Raw genomic sequence first — 18554 nt, 5'->3', positions numbered from 1 at the left:
ACATCGGTATTGTCTGCTATTTCGTTTGCCCTTGGCACTGTTGTAGGCGAGTGTGTGCCACAACTGAAATGCTGGGATGATATTTGATGAAGAAGCCAGGGAAACAAAACTGGGAAGTAGGGATGAACCTCATCTACTTTTCAGCCTTCCGGGCAGTGATGCTAACTGGAACGGTAAGCGCCGCTGCTGAACTTATTGGGCGAAGTCAACCCGCCGTCAGTCGGCTTCTGAACAAGCTTGAAACCGAGTTGGGTGTCACCTTGTTTGAGCGCAGAAAAGGGTTGATCACGCCGACATCGGTTGCCCACCTTCTTCTGGATGAAATCGATAGAGCGTATACATCTCTCGATTCTTTGAGAAATTTCGCGGCAACCGTCGCCGAAGGTGAAACCAGCCGTATAACCGCGGCTGTTATGCCCGCCCTTGGGATAAGTTTCATGCCCCAGGCGCTAAAGAAATTTAAAGATGGCTGGCCTCAAACACGTGTGCAGCTGAATATACGGCTTTCTGCCAAGATCGAAGAATGGGCGGCGTCCCAACAGCTGGATTTTGGTCTTGCAGAACTCCCATTCCGCAGATCTGGCTTTCAAACAGAAGTTTTCAGCGATGCCGCTTATATTGCTGCGGTTCCACGTGACCACCATCTCGCGAGCCGCGACAAAATCGAACCACTGGATCTTCGAAACGTACCATTTGTATCATTTGCGTCATTCACCGCAGCTGGCCCGATTATTGCGCAGGCATTCCGCGCTGCGGGTGAAAAACTTGACCCAACTTATGAAACAACGATTTCCGCTGCGGCATATGAATTTGCCAAAATTGGCCTGGGGGTCGCGCTTATAGACCCTTACACGGCCATTCACCAACTTGATGATCGGGTAACGCTGGTGCCATTCCTGCCAAAAATACCGTTCAACGTGGCGCTTCTTCGCCCTTATTCCCGTCCACAAAGTCGCGTGTCGGAAGCGCTTCTGGACCTTCTTTTCAGCGAGCGAGACGCAGTGTTGGCGAAGTTGCCGTACTTTTGACGGATAGGAATCGTTAAGTTGCCAGACTTCCGGGGGGCTCAATCCATTATGCATTTACTGCATATAGGAGGCCGATTTTTTTATTTTGAGCATTCCGAATTAGCTGCTGTACTCGCCCGACGCCGAGGAAGGGAGCAGTTAAATGAGGATGGAGGCCACGCGGGACGAAAGTTATGATGTGATCGTCATTGGCGGCGGTATCAACGGTACCAGCGCTGTCCGCGAACTCTCCGCCGCTGGGTTCAAGGTCTTGCTTGTTGAAAAGGGTGATTTCGCAAACGGCGCGTCGAGCAGATCGTCCAGGATACTCCACTGCGGTCTCAGATATTTTGAGACGAGACATCCGGTCCGCACGTTCGTATCGTCGCCTTTGAAGTTGAAGAACGCGATTTCCATGGCGCGTGCCGCTATGAATGCGCGGGAAGAACTGGTGCGTCTCCAACCAATGCGATGCAAGCCTTTCAAAATGTGCTTTCCTTTATACGAAGCGGATGATCTGCGTGGATGGCACCTGGATATTGGGCTTTCGCTCTTGAAGCGTCTTGGATCGGGGCGACTGCCGCTGGAGTACCAACGGCACAAGCGCAACTTTGATAGCTCAGTGCCTTTGGCAAAGGACCTTCGAGATCGGAAACAACTGAAGTCGATAGCGACTTACCGCGAATACATCATGGACTGGCCCGATAGGCTTTGCGTCGATGCGGCCATCGAAGCAGAGAAGCTAGGCGCTGATGTCCGTTTGTTCACCAGTGCGAGCATCAGAGAAAAAAACTCTGATGGGCTGTGGCGGGTCGATCTTAGCTCTGCAGATCGTGAAATAAGCAGCGTGTTCGCACCTATCATTCTCAATCTTGCCGGAACTTGGATCGATGACGTTCTACAGATATCCGGGGAGGGGAATGATCGTCTGATTCACGGGACGAAAGGCGCGCATATAGTCGTTCGTCTTCCGGATTATTATCGTGGTCACGGGGTTGCGGCGCTTAATCGATTGGGAATGCCGATCTATTGTCTGCCGTTCAAGGAGGACCTTTATCATATTGGCCCGACCGAAACCTATTTCGAAGGCGACGCCAGTAACGTTATGGCAGATGACGTCGATATTGAGTTTCTACTCGATGAAATCAATTTTCTTCTTCCTGCTCTTAAGCTGACGAAACAGAATGTCGAATTTACCTGGGCCGGTGTGCGGCCGTTGACCTTTAATCCCAAAAACCCTGACGGTGACAGAGTTCGGCATATCCATGATTTGAAGGACAAAGGCCATCCGGGAATTTTTGCGATGACTGCCGGACCGGTCATGAGCCATATGAGTGCAGGGCGGGAGCTACTGGCAACGGTTGAAGCAAATATTCCGATGCGGCGTGATCGGCAAACAAGTCAAATGAAACAGTCGAACACGTCGGGCGCTGATGAAGACACTCCGTCGTTTCAGCATTATGTCTTGCGGGAACATGCCCGGGATTTGAAAGGTATCTTCTATACCCGTAGCGGCATAGGTTGGGGGCAGCATATAGACCGCGCCACTGCCACCAATGTGGCGAATGAAATCGCGGATTTGCTAGGATGGGAGCCAGAGCAGATCGAGCGCGAAGTAGACAAGTTTCTTCAATACCAACGGGAAATTCACCGTTCGGGAGAGCCTGCAAAATCCTAACGAAACAAAAAAGAGGAGTGAACTGAAATGGGTATGCGCAGACATCAAAATCTTGCTTTGGTGGCAGTTTCCACGCTTACTATGGCGATTTCGCTTTTTGCGAGCCAGGCTCGTGCTGATGGCGAGCGATTGAAGGAAATCCTGGAGCGCGGCACTCTCCGTGTTGGTTTGCAAGGGGCTTTCAAGCCCTGGTCTTTCCCAGGTGCGGACGGCAATCTTCAAGGTATCGAAGTTGATCTCGCCAAGAGCGTCTCGGATGCGCTGGGTGTCAAACTAGAGCCCGTCATTATTACATCTGCGAACCGCATGCAGTTCCTCCAGCAGAACCGGATCGATCTGATTGTCGGCGGTATGTATGATACTGCGGAACGTCGTAAGGTCATCGGCATTATTGAACCCGCTTACTGGGCCTCGGGGCCGACCTTGCTTGCCAAGAAGGGTGTTATCAAAAGCTGGGACGACATTGCCGGAAAGCCGGTGTGCGGAAAGCAGGGAAACTACTATAATCAACAAGTCGAACGGCAACTGAAAGCAAAGCTGATCGCATTTACCGGAAATTCCGAAGGTAAGGAAGCTCTGCGTGCTGGACGTTGCATTGCTTGGGTCTACGATGATGTCAGCATCATGGCTGATCTCGAGACACCAGAGTGGCAAGATTACGAAATGCCTGTTCAGGCCCTCTATAATAATCCGTGGGCTGCTGCTGTCCCGCTTGAAGAACGCGATAAGGGCTGGGGCGCATTCATGGCGGGTATGGCATATCGCTGGCAAGCTGATGGTACGCTGATTGAACTCGCCAAGAAATGGAGTGTAGCACCGTCTGATTGGTTCACCGAGCAGACTAAGAAGCTCCATTGGGATACCGCTTACCTCGAGCCGAAAGAGTAAGGCCGGTGCTTTCTGATCAGCAGTAGCTCGGAGTGATGATGATCGAACATATATCAAGTTTCTTCCGTAATCTGAACGAGACTGCGGGCTTGAACTTTATCGTCTTCTATGACGACTACGAGTTCAGCCGCTTTCTTGAAGGGGCGTTGATTTCACTGCGGCTTATGGCGTTTTCCATCTTGCTGTCGCTGGTGATCGGCGTGTTGGGAGCTTGGGCACAAACGTCAAAAAGCGCGATAATTCGCGTGGCGGTTGATGCTTATATCCAGGCGTTTCGAAATACACCTCCGATGATCCAGCTTTTGTTTTTCTACTTCGGCCTAGGTGCGTTCACGCCAGCCGTAGACATGGGGGGATATTACGAGCCCATTATCTCTTCTTTTGGGTGGGCTGTAATCTCGCTTGGTATCTTTGGTGGGGCGTTCAACGTCGAGATATTCCGGGCTGGCCTGGAAGCCGTTCCTGAAACGACAAAAGAAGCGGCTGAAAGCCTCAGCTTTTCGAACTGGCAAATCTATATGTATGTGACACTTCCACTGGCGTTTCGCATTAGCCTGCCAGCTTTGACGAATAACCTAGTGAGTTTGGCAAAAACAACCTCGCTTGCTTATGTTATCGCCGTTCCAGAAATGACCTATGTCCTCAATCAGGTTTGGTCGGACAACATCAACGTGCCTGAGATGATCCTCGTGCTTTTTGTGTTCTATGTCGCGGTTGTGAGTATCCTCGCCTGGGGCCTCCACGCTCTCGAACGCCGTTTGGCACTACCGGGGTATGGACATGAATAAGCGCGCTTTCACAATTGTTCCTTCGCATTACGGCGTAACGGCATTCTCTAGCGCTCTGTCGTTGCGATACGGAATTGTTCTCGTTGCAATGTTTTTCGGATCATTGTGTGTCGCTTATGCGCAAACAATGAATGCCGGAACGCCGACTGCAGTCGAGACACTTTTCGGTTGGGTTCCATTTATCTTGCGCGGCTTTTTGTTAAACCTCTACATGAGTTTTCTGGCCATGGCCTTGGCGACCGTTCTCGGAATTTTACTCGGTCTCATGCAGATTAGCTTGTTCTGGCCGGTAAGAGCTATCGCGCGCCTGTTGACGCATCTCCTGAGAAACTCGCCTTGGCTCGTTATTCTCTTTATCGCCATGTATATGATGCCAGAGGATTTTCGCCTTCCGGGCGGGATTGTGATACCGTTTCCCGGCTGGATGAAAGCAACCGTTGCTTTTGCATTGCCCGTCATGGGGAACATAAGCGAGATCGTCCGCGGATCGGTTCGGTCCATTCCGTCCGGGCAGTGGGAATCGGCTGAAAGTCTCGGCTTTACGCGTGTTCAGACACTTTGGAATATCATACTGCCACAGAGCTTCCGGCGTTCAATACCCCCATGGATGAACTGGTATGCGCTACTCACGCTCTCCACTCCGATGGCTTCTATTTTCAGCGTCAGAGAGTCTGTTGCCAACGCACAGGCTGCAATGGAAGCGTCGGGCGGACGACCGGAATTTCTCTTTCCGTTCTATCTGTTCCTTCTCTGTCTGTTCTTTGCGTACATCTATCCAATCGCGCTTCTGACAAGGAAACTGGAGAAAAGATATGCTGCATAAAGAAAATATCGATACACCCCCTCTGGTTTCTCTAAAGGATGTGCACAAGGCGTATGGCGATCTGGAAGTTATCAAAGGGATAAGTCTTGATGTTCGCAAGGGCGAGGTGATCTGCATCATCGGTCCGTCGGGTTCGGGCAAATCGACTCTTATTCGTTGTATCAATGGTCTAAGCCCAGTGCAGAAGGGCTCGATAATCGTCGCAGGGCAGGAGGTGAATGATCCCAAGCTCGACAAGCTCGCATTGCGGCGAAAGGTCGGAATAGTCTTTCAGCAGTACAATCTGTTTCCGCATAAGACGGTTTTGCAGAACGTCATGATGGCGCCGATCAAAGTCCTGCGTGAACCAAAACAGGAAGTTGAGGAACGGGCGCGTGCTCTGATTGCAAAAGTCAAACTTACTGGCAAGGAAAACCAGTATCCCGGCCAGCTGTCAGGTGGCCAGCAGCAACGTGTCGCCATCGCGCGAAGCCTGGCCATGCGTCCTGACGTTATGCTTTTCGATGAAGTTACCGCAGCGCTCGATCCTGAAACCGTCAAGGAAGTTTTGGCGACGATAAAGGAACTCGCGTCCGACGGGATGACCTGCATTCTGGTTACCCATGAAATGGGCTTCGCACGCGAAGTGGCCGATCACATCTACTTCACTGATCGAGGTGTGATCGTCGAGCATGCTCCACCGAAAGAGTTCTTTACCTCAGCCAAGGATCCTCGGACCCAACAGTTCTTAAGTCAGATATTCTAGCCGTATTACGACACGACAATCATCAGTAGCATCAGGAACATGCCAGGCCGAGCGCCAGGTGTGAACGGGTTTCTATAAACCAAAGGGAAAAGCGATGTACCAGCATGCCTCAAACGGTGTCAAAAATGACCCACTGCTGCAGCCGCTGAAAATCAAGCATCTTGAACTTCGGAATCGCATCATGAGCACCAGCCACGCGTGTGGTCTGGAGGTCAGCGGGCTACCGCTTGAAGCCTATCAACGGTATCATGAAGAAAAGGCCAAGGGTGGAATAGCCCTGTCGATGTTCGGTGGATCCTCCAATATCGATATCGATTCCCCGAATGTCTTTCGGCAACTTAATGTAGGAACAGATGACATCATCCCACATTTTCAGCAGTTTGCCGAGCGTATGCATCGCCACGGCGCAGCGCTCATGTGTCAGATAACCCATCTCGGTCGACGTGGCGAAAGTTATGGTGGCGATAGGCTGGCAATGATAGCACCGTCGCCTCTCCGGGAAACGCTTCATCGCAGCATCCCAAGAGAGATGGACGACCATGATATTAATCGCGTTGTGAAGGCATTTGCTGCTGCGGCGCTGCGATGCAAGGAGGGAGGGCTGGACGGCATCGAAACGCATGCTGGTGGTCACATGATAGGGCAGTTCCTGTCTCCGATTTCCAACCGCAGAACCGATCGCTTCGGCGGATCGCTCGAAAACCGAATGCGGTTTCCGCTTATGGTGCATGAAGCTATCAGAAAGGCCGTCGGTGATGATTTCATCGTTGGTATCCGCATGGCAGTGGATGAAGGACCCGATGGCGGCATGAGTTTCGATGAATCTCTGAAGGTTGCACAAGCACTTCGCGATATTGGCGGGATCGATTTTTTCAATGCGATTTATGGCATGATGGACACGACCCGTGGTCTCGCGGAAGACGCTATGCCTGGAATGGGATCGCCGCTTGCACCTTGGGTCGAGCCGGTCGGACGGTTCCGCCGGGAGCTCGATATTCCGGTATTCCATGCCGCACGTATTTCCGATGCTGCTTCCGCCCGGTACGCTATCCGCGAAGGCAAAATGGATATGGCGGGCATGACCAGAGCGCAGATCGCTGATCCATACCTTGCAAGTAAGATAGCGTCGGGACGAGAAAGCGAAATCCGGCCATGCGTAGGCGCTACACATTGCCAGTCGCCGCATCGTCCCGCGTGTCTTCATAATCCGGCAACGGGAAGAGAAACAGTCCTGCCTCAGGTCTTTACTAAAACCGAAAGCACCAAACGTAAGGTCGTCGTGGTTGGCGGGGGGCCCGCAGGCCTTGAGGCTGCCAGAATATGCGCGGAACGGGGTCATGAGGTTTCGTTGTTTGAAGCGGCATCCGATTTCGGCGGCCAGCTTCTTCTTGGCGCGAAGGGTTCGTGGCGCGGTGACCTCATCGGCATAGTTGAGTGGCGCGTGGCTGAACTTAATCGTCTCGGCGCCTCCCTCCAAACGAATGCCTATCTTGATGAAAACGAAATCCTGGCGCAGAATCCCGATGTTGTTTTGCTAGCAACGGGCGGTATGCCGCAAATTGATCTTCTGCACGGCGGAGATCTATGCATCTCCACGTGGGATATTCTGGCAGGTCAGTCCAAGCTATCGGGTGAAGTTCTTGTTTTTGATGGCACCGGGCGACATCCGGCTCCGCTGGCGGCCGAGAAGGCCGTTGGCTTTGGCGCCAAGGTGAAATTCGTCACCATAGACGCCCAAATCTGTGAAGAACTGACTTATGCCGAACGGGTACGCTGGAAAAAGCTCTTTCTGAAATTTGGCCTTTATCCCAAAACCGAAACACGTTTGACGGAAGTCCACCGCCAGGACAATCGACTGATCGCAACGCTTGTGAACGATATTACGCGAGAAGCAGAAACGATTGTGGTCGATCATGTTGTCGTGGAGCAAGGAAGTGTTCCGTCCAACGAAGTTTTCGAAGCACTGCGATCCCATTCTTCAAACGACGGTGTGACCGACCTGCGCGCTATGGTTGACGCCACGCGTCAGCCTATCTGCGAAAGACCTGGATTTGAGCTTCACCGGATAGGAGATGCTCTTGCCAGTCGCAACATTCACTCCGCGATGTTGGACGCAATAAGAATATGCAGCTCGCTTTGAGAATTTTGGGAGCGTATTCAGCGTCCGAATTTATCCAGCAGCTGATACCATGCGGCTACTGTACGGACGGCTGGCGCTCTCATCGAGAAAAATGGAATATCTACCGGTTTCTGGCGCCGCATCAGCGCCAGATCAGGCTTTTCGCCTTGCAAAAGTTCAATCGCGTAACGCCCCAGAAGGCTCGACATCGCGATTCCTGCTCCATTGTAACCGAGCGAAAAGCCAATATTCCTATCGATCAACCCGATTTGTGGAAGACTGTCCATCGTCATGGCAACAAGCCCCGACCAGCGATTGGCAATCCGGTAGTCTTTCAACTGCGGGAAGATATCAGACATCGCTCTTTCAAGGGTCGCATAGGCGGCCATGGAGTCATTTTTGCCGAATGCGCCTCTGCCACCAAAAAGCAAGGAGTCGCCGCTACGTCGGAACCATCGCATCATTCTTCGCGTCTCGCTGTAGCTCCGATTGTTGCAAAGAATTTCATCAAAAACAGAACTGGGCAACGCTTCCGTCGAGATGATCGCACTCCTGAACGGTATGATGGTCTTACTCACATTGCCGGTGGCAGGAGTGATGTCGGAATAGGCATTCGTCGCGATCAGAATCTGTTTGCAACTGATCGATCCGGCTTTTGTACAAACGAGTTTTGCCGGGCCTTCTTCCGCGATGCGAAGAGCGGGACTATTTTCGTAAATGAGGCCTCCCGCCAAAAGAACGGCGTTGGCCAAACCCCGGCAGTAACTAAGAGGATGTATGGTGCCAGCATGGGAGTTCAGAACTCCTCCATAAAAGCGCGTACTTCCGGTCTCTTTCGCAACCTCATTCGCCCCGAGCACTGTGATGCTCGTATCGCCGAATATGTCCCTGATCGTCTTCGCTTCTTCCATGAGCGCCGCGAAGGTGGCCTCGTTATGCGCACAGCGAATGTTCCCGTTTTTTGTCAGATTCGCTTCTCGGATCTGAAATCGCTCGACATAACTTTCAACGCAATTCATCGCTTCGTGACCGAGCGCGTTCATGCGTTGAGCGACTTGCCTGCCGTGAGTTCGCGCCATGATGCTTAGTGATACACGATACTTCGTCGATACCACGCCGCCATTTCTTCCAGAGGCGCCGAAGCCGACTTCCTCTGCTTCGAGAACAACAGGTCTCAAACCAAGTTCAATTGCTCTTACGGCGGCCGACAAGCCCGTATACCCACCTCCGATGATGACCAAATCAGCGGCAATGTCGTCCTGCAATGTCTTGCAGTTCAGAGGTGGTGTTGCAGTCTCCCGCCACAAAGATCGGGGTAGGTCGAGTTCTCGCATCTGGAAAATACCTGGGCTTACTTACAAGTTATTGTCTCTCGCTTTCGACAGCATCGGCGAGCTCTCGCAAAGTCGAAAAATGGAAGTCCGGCGTCGTCACTACTTTCGGAACAGGCGTTCCACCGAAACCCTTGAGACCCTTTCGGCGCTCGATCCAGCAGACTTTGTACCCAAGCTCTTTAGCGACGCCTATATCGTGGTACTGGCTCTGGGCAACATGCAGGATTTCATCCTGCATGAAACCAAATGCCGATTGGCGCCCAAGATTGTAGGAAAAGAAGCGTGGATCCGGTTTTGGATACCTTGCATCGTCAGCAGTGACGCTGTCGTGAAACGGGTTGCCGAGCTTGTTCGAATTGGCGCTGAAACCGACACGATCATAATTGGTCATCGCGACCAGTCTAAAATGCCTACGCAATCGTCTGAGCGCTTCAGCGGAATCCTCGAATGCGGGAAAATCAAAAAAGTGGCTGTGGAATTTGTCCCCCGCGGCGCTGTCGTCCGACAATCCAAGTTCCTTCGCAGCGTAGAGATAAACGTCGCGCATGACCTCACTTGCGCGGCCTGGAAATTTCTCTCTTGCTTTCAGATAGGGCTGGAAAATCTGATCATCAGTCAGCGTCTTCGCCGCCTCTCCGCCTGCGGCGCGGAAACCGTCCAGAATACCCTTCTCGAAGTCGATGCAGGTCCCGACGATATCAAAAGTCAGAACTTTAAAATTTTCGAAGCCCATGAATTGTCTCTCCTGTTCCGGGCAAAAGCCAGTTGTGTGGCTACATTGGGATACTTGAGACAAATCCATCAATTCCAAAAATAATCACCTCTGGGGTTACATTTTGTAATGTCACATATTCGACGGCTCCTTCCCTCGCTCAACGCACTCGTCGCCTTCGAAGCGGCAGTCCGATGCGGAACATTTGCAAACGCGGCACGGGAACTTGGGGTTACAAGTCCCGCAGTCAGCCGCACCATTGGGCGTCTGGAGCTTCATCTCGGAATGCAGCTTTTCAAGCGAACGCCGACGGGAGCAGAACTAACTGAACATGGAGGTGATCTTTTTGCGGAAGTCTCGAAAAGCTTTTCAAACATTGAACGTGTTTTGGCTGGACTAAGACAAAATGCGCAAACGAAGCGACGTACAGTGCGAATATCAGTCTCGGGGGCTTTCGCTACGCATTGGTTTATGCCGCGGATGAACCAATTCCAAGCGCTGTTTCCTGATGTAGACATTCAGTGGCAACTGATCATTGGGCCGCTCGATTGTCCGGTTAATGACTCCGATATCGCGATGCGGTTCGATCCCAAAGTGGATGACCGGTATCGAATTTTGCCACTTATGCCAGAGCTTCTGTTGCCTGTGCGATCTCCTGCTTTCGCTTCCAGTTCGACACAGTTCCAATCGGGTTTGAATCAGGTGATCACTCTTAGCGGGTCGCAGTTCAGGTGGGCAGATTTGTATTCCGTTGATGCACTGAAAGAGATAGCCCGGGAACTTCAATTCTCGGATTACAATGTCGTTGTACAGGCCGCGCTGATGGGACAAGGCAACGCTATCGGCTGGTTAAGCGTAGTGTCAACTTTGCTGGCCAACGGCTCGCTCGTTCCATCGCATCCTGTTGTGGTTTCGACTGGCAGAAGCTGTAATCTAGTGACTTCGATCAAACCGGATGAATGGTTCATTCGCGACATTTGCGACTGGATCATCGATGAATATCGACGGGATGTGAGAGAGATTAACAAAGCATACGAAGGACTGATCAACGAATTCTGAGATTTACCGCCCGTAGCGGCAATCCAAACTTCGCTGTCGCTTTGATCAAAAAGTAAATGGTCGCGGTTTTCTATCCGATGCGCGTATGATGTGCTCTTGACTGGCAATCAGATGATTTGTCTCACAGACATTGAAGACTGTTAAGCGCGCGCTACCATTTGCCGGCGCTTACCCACGTTTCGTCAAAGTCGTGCGGTGCGATGCAACGCCAAATACATTAACCTACGTTACCTAATCGAAGTTACGATACTATTACGTAAGCGATTATGACTGATGCAGGAGGGTAATTTTGCCCGTCGCGGTGTGATCGAGATACCACCTGCTGTTGTTGCAAACAAGCTGTTGCGGCGTGATAGGCCAGTCGCGTGGCGCAAGAAAACACCAGATTTTATTTGTGTCGAACATGACACGCCACATGCCGTGTCATGGTTCGTGCCACCAAAGACGGTGCAATTTGATGACACTCTGCGACAGCGAGAGGACATCTTGTCGAGAAGCCGCAGCCCTTCGGAGGGGAGGCTGGGCTCGGCAGATCACCACGCAATACAATACGCCTACGTTGACGTTGGGCGATTGGGTCAGGCAGTGGAATGGCTGATAGCAGAGCCTCCGTATAAGGATGCTCAGGACGGTTGAAGACTTCGGAGGCTTCGCCTGTTTCGACGATCCTTCCAAGATACATGACCGCTACACGATCTGCGAAATGCCGGACAACCGAGAGATCGTGGCTGATGAACAGATAGGACAGTCGGAATTGTCGTTGAAGATCGAGCAGCAGGTTGAGTATCTGCGAGCGGATCGAAACATCGAGCGCTGAAACCGGCTCATCCAAAATCATCAGCTTGGGATTAAGTGCCAGTGCTCTGGCAATCACGATGCGCTGCCTTTGTCCGCCTGAAAATGCACCTGGCTTTCTGAGCGCGTGTTCAGGATGCAAGCCTACGAGCTTGAGTAGTTCTGCAACGCGGGCACGCCGTTCGGATGCTGTGCCGATATTGTGTATAGCCAGTGGCTCGGCAATGCTCTCGCCAATCGTCAATTTCGGATTAAGTGCCGATGCAGGATCCTGAAACACGATCTGAATATCACGCGAAAGCCCGCGTATTGTTTCAGATAGACCATGCGTGACTGGTTTCCCATCAAAGCTGATATTGCCGGATGTCGCTCTGGTCATGCCAAGGATAGCTGTGCCGAGCGTGGATTTACCACAACCAGACTCACCGACCAGTGCCACGCTTTCTCCACGGCCAATCTCAAGATCGACGCCATCAACGGCTTTCACAAAGTTGACGGCACGGCCCAGCAGACCGCCGCGAATGGGATAATGAACTTTGAGATTTTCAACGGACAGCAACATGTCACTCATACCACCGCTCCCACTTGTTGCGAGCGCCAGCAGGCCGCTGCACCAACATCCATGCGCGCTGAAAGCGGCGGTACATGCGTCCTGCATTGATCTTCCGATATCGGGCAGCGTGGCGCGAAACGGCAACCATTAGGCCATGAGCCGATATCAGGCACAATGCCTTCAATCGTCGGAAGATGGGTTTTCGGTTCGCCTTCGAGACGTGGAATGGTTGAGAGCAGCAGCTTTGTGTAAGGATGCTCCTGCCGGGAGAAAATCGCATCGACGGGCGCCTGTTCGATGACGCGGCCTGCATACATCACAGCCACACGATCGGCCATATCGGCGACAACGCCCATGTCGTGCGTGATGAGCAGGATTGCTGTTCCCGTCTCGTCGCGCAGCTTTTTCATGAGGTCGAGTATCTGCGCCTGAATGGTCACGTCGAGAGCTGTCGTCGGCTCATCCGCGATCAGAAGGCGAGGACGGCAGATCAGGGCCATGGCAATCATAGCGCGCTGGCACATGCCGCCTGAAAGTTCGAAAGGATATTGTCCGAAGCGAATTTCAGGTTCTGGAATTCCCACTTCTTCGAGCATGGCAATGGCTGCGTGGCGCGCTTTCTTGCCACTCAGATCGCGGTGTACGACAAGGCTTTCTTCGATCTGCCGGCCAATTTTCATCAGTGGATTAAGCGATGCGACCGGCTCCTGAAAGATCATTGCGAGGTCATTGCCGCGCAAGTCGCGTTTGGTCTTTTCAGGCGTACTGACAAGATCCTGCTCGCCGAATAGAATGCGTCCGGATGCTATGTTTGCTACCCTGGGCAATAGTCCCATGACGGAGAAGGCCGTCAGCGATTTCCCGCAGCCGGACTCGCCCACAACAGACAGGATTTCGCTTTCATTGACTTGAAAGCTCACCCCATCCACCACCGGTTGGCCTGCAATATGGACGACAAGTTCATCGACTGTAAGCACAGGTTTCGTCATGCCGCCTCCGTGCATACCGCTGCCCATGGATGATAGGGATGAGCCATGCCGGTATTCTGGCCGTCTTCGCGCATCACGACGGAGGGGATGGAGAAGTTCACCGGATAGAGTGTGTCGGCGATGATTTCGACCGGAAATTCTTCACTTAAACGCGCTGCCACATCGGGCTGCGCGCGTTCACTAACGCGAAGCTTTACGCCGCTTGCATCGATACGCGGTGCATGAAATGCCGCTTCTGGCGAAAGGCCGAATACGTCTATATAGGACAGTATCTGAGCGACGGCTGGCATGATCTGACGCCCACCTGCAGCTCCCAGCGCGATATGGGGCTGACCATTTTTGCTTGCAATGATCGGGCACATGTTTGCAAGCGGCTTCACACCAGCCGCTATGGAGTTTGGTTGCCCGGGGCGCGGGTCGAACCACATCATGCCATTGTTCATGAGAAGATCGAGCGAGGGCGCAACGACTTTCGAACCGAAGCGCGACAACAGCGTGTTGGTGAGCGAAACCATGGTTCCATCACGATCAACAACGCTGATATGTGTTGTGCAGCTTTCGCCGCTGCTGCCATGTCCGAGTGTACGAAGCCGTTCTTCGGATGCGCGGCGAATAGCTCGCGCAAAGGCGAGCGCGGTTTTTCCCGAAAGGGCATCTTCCTGCGGCAATGTTCTGTCGAGTTCTTCAAGAACGCGTGCGAGTGTTGGCCCACCGGAAAGCCTCGGCATAGCATGAACAGTAGTATTGCGATAATCAATGGTGAGCGGCTTTTTCCACTCAGGCTGGAAGTTGCGCAGATCGTCCTTGTCGATGAGGCTGCCACCAGCGCACAAATCGGCAATGAGCTTTTCGGCGATTTGACCTTCGTAGAAGTCGCGCGCGCCTGCTTGTGCCAGCCGCTCCAGCATCGCGGCTTTTTTGGGCATTGGAATGCTACGCGGCGAACCGGTTTCAGGGACGCGCGGCGCACGGCCATTGTCAAGAAACAGTGCGCTTGATGCGGGAAAGCGGTTCAGTCCTTCGGTGTCGATGGCGAGGCAAAGCGTGGTGAACCAGTCGATTTGCAATCCATGCCGGGCATGATCGATTGCAGGCACCAACGCATCGGCGAAGCTGATTGAGCCAAAGCGTTCAAGTGCAGATGACAACCCCGCAATTGCGCCCGGCACACATATGGAGCTGTAGCCTATGAGATTTTGGTCGTCGACAACTTTGGGCCAGTTGAACCAGTCGCCATCGCTGCCCGGGGCAAGCGGATAGTCGTTTGGATCAATATTGCGTGGCGACGTGACGTTGAAATCAAGCGCATCGACGCTTCCGTCTTTGCCATCAGCGTGCAAGAGAAAACCTCCACCGCCGATACCGGAAAGCCAGGGCTCTACTACACTCAAGACAAGCGCCGTCGTGACTGCGGCATCCATGGCATTGCCACCACGACGCAAGACCGCAGCACCCGCCTCAGCTGCGACCCAGTTCTGGCAGGCGACCATGCCGCCTTCGCTACGGATTTGCTTTTTCTGGATTGCCCAGCTCTCAGCCATTCGTCTGTCCAAATCTACGGTTTCCGATAGAGTCGGGTATTTTCGCTTCGACAGCAAAGCGCCCTACATTGGCGGATGATGCATGGTGTGCCGCAATTTCTGCCGCCGTTGTGACCCACGCGTCTTTTTGGCTGGTGATGTTGTCCAGCAGTTCCTCCAGAAGGGCGATGCGCTGCGCGCGACCTGAAATCCAGTCATGCACAGTCAGCGTAAACAACCCGCCAAAGCGATGAAGTGTGCGCCATTCAGAAATCCAGTCGCGCAATATTGCTTGCCCGGATTGAAACGGCCACTTGTCGCGTCCGCCACCTTCAAACTTGAAGAAAATGGCATCGTCGGTCGCCCACTGGACTGGAATTTCCGTGACGCCGTCGATCTCATAGGGGTGATCGAAGCCGGAGAGTGAGGAGTCATAAGCCAATCCCACCCGCTTGATCTCGCGCAGCATATGCGGTGTGATTTCCCATGCAGGGGAACGAAAGCCGACTGGTTTCTTGCCAGTCTGTTTGACGAACAGTTCTATGCTTGCTTCCAGCGCGCCGGTGAATTCTGCATCCGTCACATCGGCGACAATCTCATGAAAATAGCCGTGAAGGCCAACTTCATGCCCCGCCTCTATGAGTGCGGGCAGGATTTCCGGATTGGTTTCTGCGGTTAATCCCGGGACATAAAAACTGGCTTTCACGTGGTAGCGTGCGAAAAGGTCAATCAGCCGATAAAGCCCGGTGCGCGGTCCAAAGTTGCGGATTTCGAGCGTAGCCAGTCGATCTGGAAGGTCATCGCGATGCGCCCACATGAACGGCACCTGCGCATCCACATCGACGGACAGGAGCGTTGCTGACTGCTTGCCTGCTGGCCACTGATAGTTGGGCCAGGGTGATTTGACGTTTAATCCTTCGGTCATAGCGCCTTCTTCTTCTGCTGAAATACGGCAAGCGAACCGATGGAGTTGCCGCCGTCCACAGTCAGGGTGGCGCCAGTGACATAAGCGGCGGCCGATGATGTCACATAGAGGACTGCAGATGCGACATCGGGTGCGGAAGAAGCACGCCCAAGCGGTATCGACGAAGTCACAGTCTTCACATGCTCATCGGACAAAGCGCTGACATCGCTTCCGGCGGCAAAACCCGGTTCGACCGCATTGACGCGAATGCCATATTCGGCAAGCTCAAGCGCAAAGCCTTTGGTCAGGCGATCAAGTGCTGTCTTGGAGGTGCAATAAGGGACGACCGTGGTACGCATCTTGCGTGCCGCACCTGACGATATATTGACGATGGAACCCGCAGTTTCGGTGTCGACCATCTGTTTTGCGAAAAGTTGAGACAGCAGGAATGGAGCGCGCAGGTTGACGCCCATGATGCGGTCCCAGTCTTCCAGCGAAATATCGAGCAGGAATCCTGAAGGATATATGCCCGCATTGTTGATGAGAATATCCGGCGCGCCCCAGCGTGTCGCAACCGCGTCCGCAAAGCTCGTGATAGAAGCTGCATCAGCAAGGTCTGAGACAGTGCCGAAATGGCCCTCGCCGGGCAGTTCCGCGATGCGGGCATCAAGCTTTGTCTGATCCTGATCGGTAAGGCAGAGGATTGCGCCTTCCTGCGCAAAAGCCGCAGCGATCCATCCGCCAATAATGCCGCCAGCGCCTGTTACGATAACTTTTTTGCCTTTGAATTCATTCTCGAAATTCACGGATAAAACTCCTATCTGCCGCGCGGATCGAGCCGGTCGCGGATATGATCGCCGATAAGGTTGATGGAGAGGACAAGCAGGAACAAAGCGAGGCCCGGAAAAGTCGCGATCCACCATGCGGAAGCGACGTAGTTGCGTCCGGTCGAAAGCATCGCTCCCCAGCTTGCGGTCGGTGGCTGCACGCCTAATCCAAGGAAAGACAATCCGGCCTCAAACAGGACCATCAACCCGAATTCAAGCGTGGCAACGACAATAAGCGCGCCAGCGATATTGGGCAGAATATGCCGCCACAAAAGGCGTAACCATCCAGCTCCCATGAAACGTGACATGCGGACATAGGGCATATTGGCCACCGAAAGTGTCTGTCCATAGGCAACACGCGCATAGCGCGGCCAGCGGGTGAGGGCGAGGACGATGACGACATTGGCGAGACTCGGCCCGAGGATCGCAACCGTGATGATTGCCAGAAGAATGGCTGGGACCGACAAGACCATATCGACCAGCCGCATGATGATGGTTTCTGTCCAGCCGCGATAAAAGGCTGCAACCATACCAAGGATGCTTCCCAGGATTCCGGAAAGAACGACTGAGGAAATAGCCACCAGCAGCGAAATACGTGCACCGTAAATCAGCCGGCTTAAAACATCGCGCCCCAGCTCATCGGAACCAAGATAATAGACGATGCCACGGCTCTCAAAGCCCGGCGCTTTGAGGCGCGCAAGCAGGTTCTGCTTGTTGGGGTCCATCGGTGCGAAGAATGGCGCAAAAATCGCTATCAGGATCAGGAGGATCAATATCGCCAGAAAAGGTGAAACCGATAATGGCAGTTTCTTCGACCATTTGATGAATGTGCAGGTCGATGAGGTGAGGGACGTCATGGATGACCTCCCATGCGAATGCGTGGGTCGATAATACTATAGAGCACGTCGGCGATGAGATTGAGTGCAATTGCGGTGACCGCGCCGAGCAGAACAACCCCCTGCACCAGCATGAAATCGCGTGCAGCAATCGCCTGCACGGTTAACTGCCCCAGACCGGGCCATGCGAATACGGTTTCGACGATCACCGCACCTGCCAGAAGGTTGGCAATCTCAAGTGCTGCAACGGTCACAACCGGAATGGATGCGTTGCGCAGCAGATGACGTATGACGATGCGCGTTATCGGTACGCCCTTGGCATGAGCGGTGCGCACATAATCTTTTTCAAGTTCATCGAGCACGGCGGTGCGCGCCACACGGGCAAATGTCGCCATGGAGAGGAGGCCGAGTGCCACGGACGGCATGATTAGGCTCGGCCAGTCACGCGCACCGGAAGGCGGCAGCCATCCGAGCCGGACTGCGAAGACCATGATCATCAGGATCGCGCTCCAGAATGTTGGCATGGATTGGCCCGCAAGTACAAAACCCATAATGGCCTTTGATTCCGCTCTTCCACGGCGCACGGCCATAATGACACCAAGCGGAATGCCAAGTCCCACGGCAACCAGAAGCGCGCCTCCGGCGAGCATGAGCGTATAGGGCAGGCGACTCGCAATCAGTGTCCAGACCGAAACATTCTGTACATAGGAACGACCGAGATCGAACGTCAGCAAGCCGCGCAGATATTCGAGATACTGAACGGCAAGCGGCCGATCAAAGCCGAGCGCTGTGCGCATCGCTTCGATATCAGCCTGAGTTGCATTCTGCGGAACGAGCAACAGAACGGGGTCTCCCGCAAGGCGTTGCAGAAAGAAAATAAGCGTCATGACGCCAAGAATGGCGATCAATGCCTGCACAATGCGGGTCAGAAAAAAGGCTGGCACTGCGTGTATCGTTCCCTTGTTATTTTTATTGCA

17 protein-coding genes are annotated in these 18554 nt (G+C 53.3%); 8 read left to right on the top strand and 9 right to left on the bottom strand.

The genetic code is table 11. From position 1 onward, the window contains the following. Nucleotides 1-86: 86 nt before the first annotated feature. The 7 genes from JAU75_RS19005 (at nucleotide 87) to JAU75_RS18975 (ending at nucleotide 8069) form a co-directional block, all read left to right on the top strand. Nucleotides 87-1028 (top strand): LysR family transcriptional regulator, encoded by a 942-nt coding sequence (locus JAU75_RS19005; protein WP_247880543.1) that lies wholly within the window; start codon nucleotides 87-89, stop codon nucleotides 1026-1028. Between the two features lie 142 nt (nucleotides 1029-1170). Further along, complete coding sequence (locus JAU75_RS19000; RefSeq protein ID WP_199058019.1) at nucleotides 1171-2685, top strand: FAD-dependent oxidoreductase; 1515 nt, start codon at nucleotides 1171-1173, stop codon at nucleotides 2683-2685. A gap of 27 nt (nucleotides 2686-2712) precedes the next feature. Further along, a complete protein-coding gene (locus JAU75_RS18995; protein WP_371836210.1) occupies nucleotides 2713-3573 on the top strand; it encodes a transporter substrate-binding domain-containing protein in 861 nt (286 codons plus the stop codon). A 38-nt stretch (nucleotides 3574-3611) separates the two neighbouring features. After that, complete coding sequence (locus JAU75_RS18990; RefSeq protein ID WP_029928513.1) at nucleotides 3612-4361, top strand: amino acid ABC transporter permease; 750 nt, start codon at nucleotides 3612-3614, stop codon at nucleotides 4359-4361. After that, the gene (locus JAU75_RS18985) at nucleotides 4354-5184 is read left to right on the top strand and encodes an amino acid ABC transporter permease (RefSeq protein ID WP_199058018.1); all 831 of its coding nucleotides are present in this window, start codon (nucleotides 4354-4356) and stop codon (nucleotides 5182-5184) included. Before JAU75_RS18990 ends, JAU75_RS18985 begins: the two co-directional genes overlap by 8 nt. Next, on the top strand, nucleotides 5174-5929 hold the full coding sequence (locus tag JAU75_RS18980) for an amino acid ABC transporter ATP-binding protein (protein ID WP_371836209.1): 756 nt from the start codon (nucleotides 5174-5176) through the stop codon (nucleotides 5927-5929). The genes JAU75_RS18985 and JAU75_RS18980 overlap by 11 nt, the downstream gene beginning before the upstream one ends. 94 nt (nucleotides 5930-6023) lie before the next feature. Continuing rightward, a complete protein-coding gene (locus JAU75_RS18975) occupies nucleotides 6024-8069 on the top strand; it encodes an NADH:flavin oxidoreductase (protein WP_199058017.1) in 2046 nt (681 codons plus the stop codon). 17 nt (nucleotides 8070-8086) lie between these two features. On the opposite strand, the gene JAU75_RS18970 is transcribed toward JAU75_RS18975, so the two are convergent. Both JAU75_RS18970 and JAU75_RS18965 read right to left on the bottom strand, forming a co-directional pair. Continuing rightward, nucleotides 8087-9382 carry an FAD-binding oxidoreductase gene (locus JAU75_RS18970; RefSeq protein ID WP_199058016.1) on the bottom strand — a complete coding sequence of 432 codons (1296 nt, stop codon included), beginning with the start codon at nucleotides 9380-9382 and terminating at the stop codon, nucleotides 8087-8089. A gap of 28 nt (nucleotides 9383-9410) precedes the next feature. Continuing rightward, entirely contained in the window at nucleotides 9411-10115 is a 705-nt protein-coding gene (locus tag JAU75_RS18965) for an HAD-IA family hydrolase (protein ID WP_199058049.1), read from the bottom strand. A 108-nt stretch (nucleotides 10116-10223) separates the two neighbouring features. Here JAU75_RS18965 and JAU75_RS18960 point away from each other — a divergent pair, with 108 nt between their 5' ends. Beyond that, the gene (locus tag JAU75_RS18960) at nucleotides 10224-11153 is read left to right on the top strand and encodes a LysR family transcriptional regulator (RefSeq protein ID WP_199058015.1); all 930 of its coding nucleotides are present in this window, start codon (nucleotides 10224-10226) and stop codon (nucleotides 11151-11153) included. A 388-nt stretch (nucleotides 11154-11541) separates the two neighbouring features. On the opposite strand, the gene JAU75_RS18955 is transcribed toward JAU75_RS18960, so the two are convergent. From JAU75_RS18955 to JAU75_RS18925, 7 genes are read right to left on the bottom strand one after another with little or no spacing between them, the layout of a single operon-like run. Beyond that, on the bottom strand, nucleotides 11542-12519 hold the full coding sequence (locus JAU75_RS18955; RefSeq protein ID WP_152850325.1) for an ABC transporter ATP-binding protein: 978 nt from the start codon (nucleotides 12517-12519) through the stop codon (nucleotides 11542-11544). After that, nucleotides 12516-13490, bottom strand: a complete 975-nt coding sequence (locus tag JAU75_RS18950) for an ABC transporter ATP-binding protein (protein WP_199058014.1) — start codon at nucleotides 13488-13490, stop codon at nucleotides 12516-12518. Before JAU75_RS18950 ends, JAU75_RS18955 begins: the two co-directional genes overlap by 4 nt. After that, entirely contained in the window at nucleotides 13487-15031 is a 1545-nt protein-coding gene (locus tag JAU75_RS18945) for a gamma-glutamyltransferase (protein ID WP_199058013.1), read from the bottom strand. The genes JAU75_RS18950 and JAU75_RS18945 overlap by 4 nt, the downstream gene beginning before the upstream one ends. Continuing rightward, nucleotides 15024-15935 (bottom strand): polysaccharide deacetylase, encoded by a 912-nt coding sequence (locus tag JAU75_RS18940; RefSeq protein WP_199058012.1) that lies wholly within the window; start codon nucleotides 15933-15935, stop codon nucleotides 15024-15026. The genes JAU75_RS18945 and JAU75_RS18940 overlap by 8 nt, the downstream gene beginning before the upstream one ends. Continuing rightward, entirely contained in the window at nucleotides 15932-16720 is a 789-nt protein-coding gene (locus JAU75_RS18935; protein WP_113534084.1) for an SDR family oxidoreductase, read from the bottom strand. The genes JAU75_RS18940 and JAU75_RS18935 overlap by 4 nt, the downstream gene beginning before the upstream one ends. Before the next feature lie 11 nt (nucleotides 16721-16731). After that, nucleotides 16732-17598 carry an ABC transporter permease gene (locus JAU75_RS18930; RefSeq protein WP_152850333.1) on the bottom strand — a complete coding sequence of 289 codons (867 nt, stop codon included), beginning with the start codon at nucleotides 17596-17598 and terminating at the stop codon, nucleotides 16732-16734. Continuing rightward, nucleotides 17595-18521: an ABC transporter permease gene (locus tag JAU75_RS18925; RefSeq protein WP_199058011.1), complete on the bottom strand. Its 927-nt coding sequence runs from the start codon at nucleotides 18519-18521 to the stop codon at nucleotides 17595-17597. Before JAU75_RS18925 ends, JAU75_RS18930 begins: the two co-directional genes overlap by 4 nt. Between the last annotated feature and the right edge of the window lie 33 nt (nucleotides 18522-18554).

Source organism: Ochrobactrum sp. Q0168 (assembly GCF_016427605.1).
GTDB lineage: Bacteria > Pseudomonadota > Alphaproteobacteria > Rhizobiales > Rhizobiaceae > Brucella.
Note: the sequence above shows the minus strand (reverse complement) of the source record. Positions and strands in the feature narration are given on the sequence as shown.

Bases quoted from the DNA above. Each gene is read 5' to 3' on its own strand.
- JAU75_RS19005 (WP_247880543.1), top strand. From the start codon at position 87: ATGAAGAAGCCAGGGAAACAAAACTGGGAAGTAGGGATGAACCTCATC.
- JAU75_RS19000 (WP_199058019.1), top strand. From the start codon at position 1,171: ATGAGGATGGAGGCCACGCGGGACGAAAGTTATGATGTGATCGTCATT.
- JAU75_RS18995 (WP_371836210.1), top strand. From the start codon at position 2,713: ATGGGTATGCGCAGACATCAAAATCTTGCTTTGGTGGCAGTTTCCACG.
- JAU75_RS18990 (WP_029928513.1), top strand. From the start codon at position 3,612: ATGATCGAACATATATCAAGTTTCTTCCGTAATCTGAACGAGACTGCG.
- JAU75_RS18985 (WP_199058018.1), top strand. From the start codon at position 4,354: ATGAATAAGCGCGCTTTCACAATTGTTCCTTCGCATTACGGCGTAACG.
- JAU75_RS18980 (WP_371836209.1), top strand. From the start codon at position 5,174: ATGCTGCATAAAGAAAATATCGATACACCCCCTCTGGTTTCTCTAAAG.
- JAU75_RS18975 (WP_199058017.1), top strand. From the start codon at position 6,024: ATGTACCAGCATGCCTCAAACGGTGTCAAAAATGACCCACTGCTGCAG.
- JAU75_RS18970 (WP_199058016.1), bottom strand. From the start codon at position 9,382: ATGCGAGAACTCGACCTACCCCGATCTTTGTGGCGGGAGACTGCAACA.
- JAU75_RS18965 (WP_199058049.1), bottom strand. From the start codon at position 10,115: ATGGGCTTCGAAAATTTTAAAGTTCTGACTTTTGATATCGTCGGGACC.
- JAU75_RS18960 (WP_199058015.1), top strand. From the start codon at position 10,224: ATGTCACATATTCGACGGCTCCTTCCCTCGCTCAACGCACTCGTCGCC.
- JAU75_RS18955 (WP_152850325.1), bottom strand. From the start codon at position 12,519: ATGAGTGACATGTTGCTGTCCGTTGAAAATCTCAAAGTTCATTATCCC.
- JAU75_RS18950 (WP_199058014.1), bottom strand. From the start codon at position 13,490: ATGACGAAACCTGTGCTTACAGTCGATGAACTTGTCGTCCATATTGCA.
- JAU75_RS18945 (WP_199058013.1), bottom strand. From the start codon at position 15,031: ATGGCTGAGAGCTGGGCAATCCAGAAAAAGCAAATCCGTAGCGAAGGC.
- JAU75_RS18940 (WP_199058012.1), bottom strand. From the start codon at position 15,935: ATGACCGAAGGATTAAACGTCAAATCACCCTGGCCCAACTATCAGTGG.
- JAU75_RS18930 (WP_152850333.1), bottom strand. From the start codon at position 17,598: ATGACGTCCCTCACCTCATCGACCTGCACATTCATCAAATGGTCGAAG.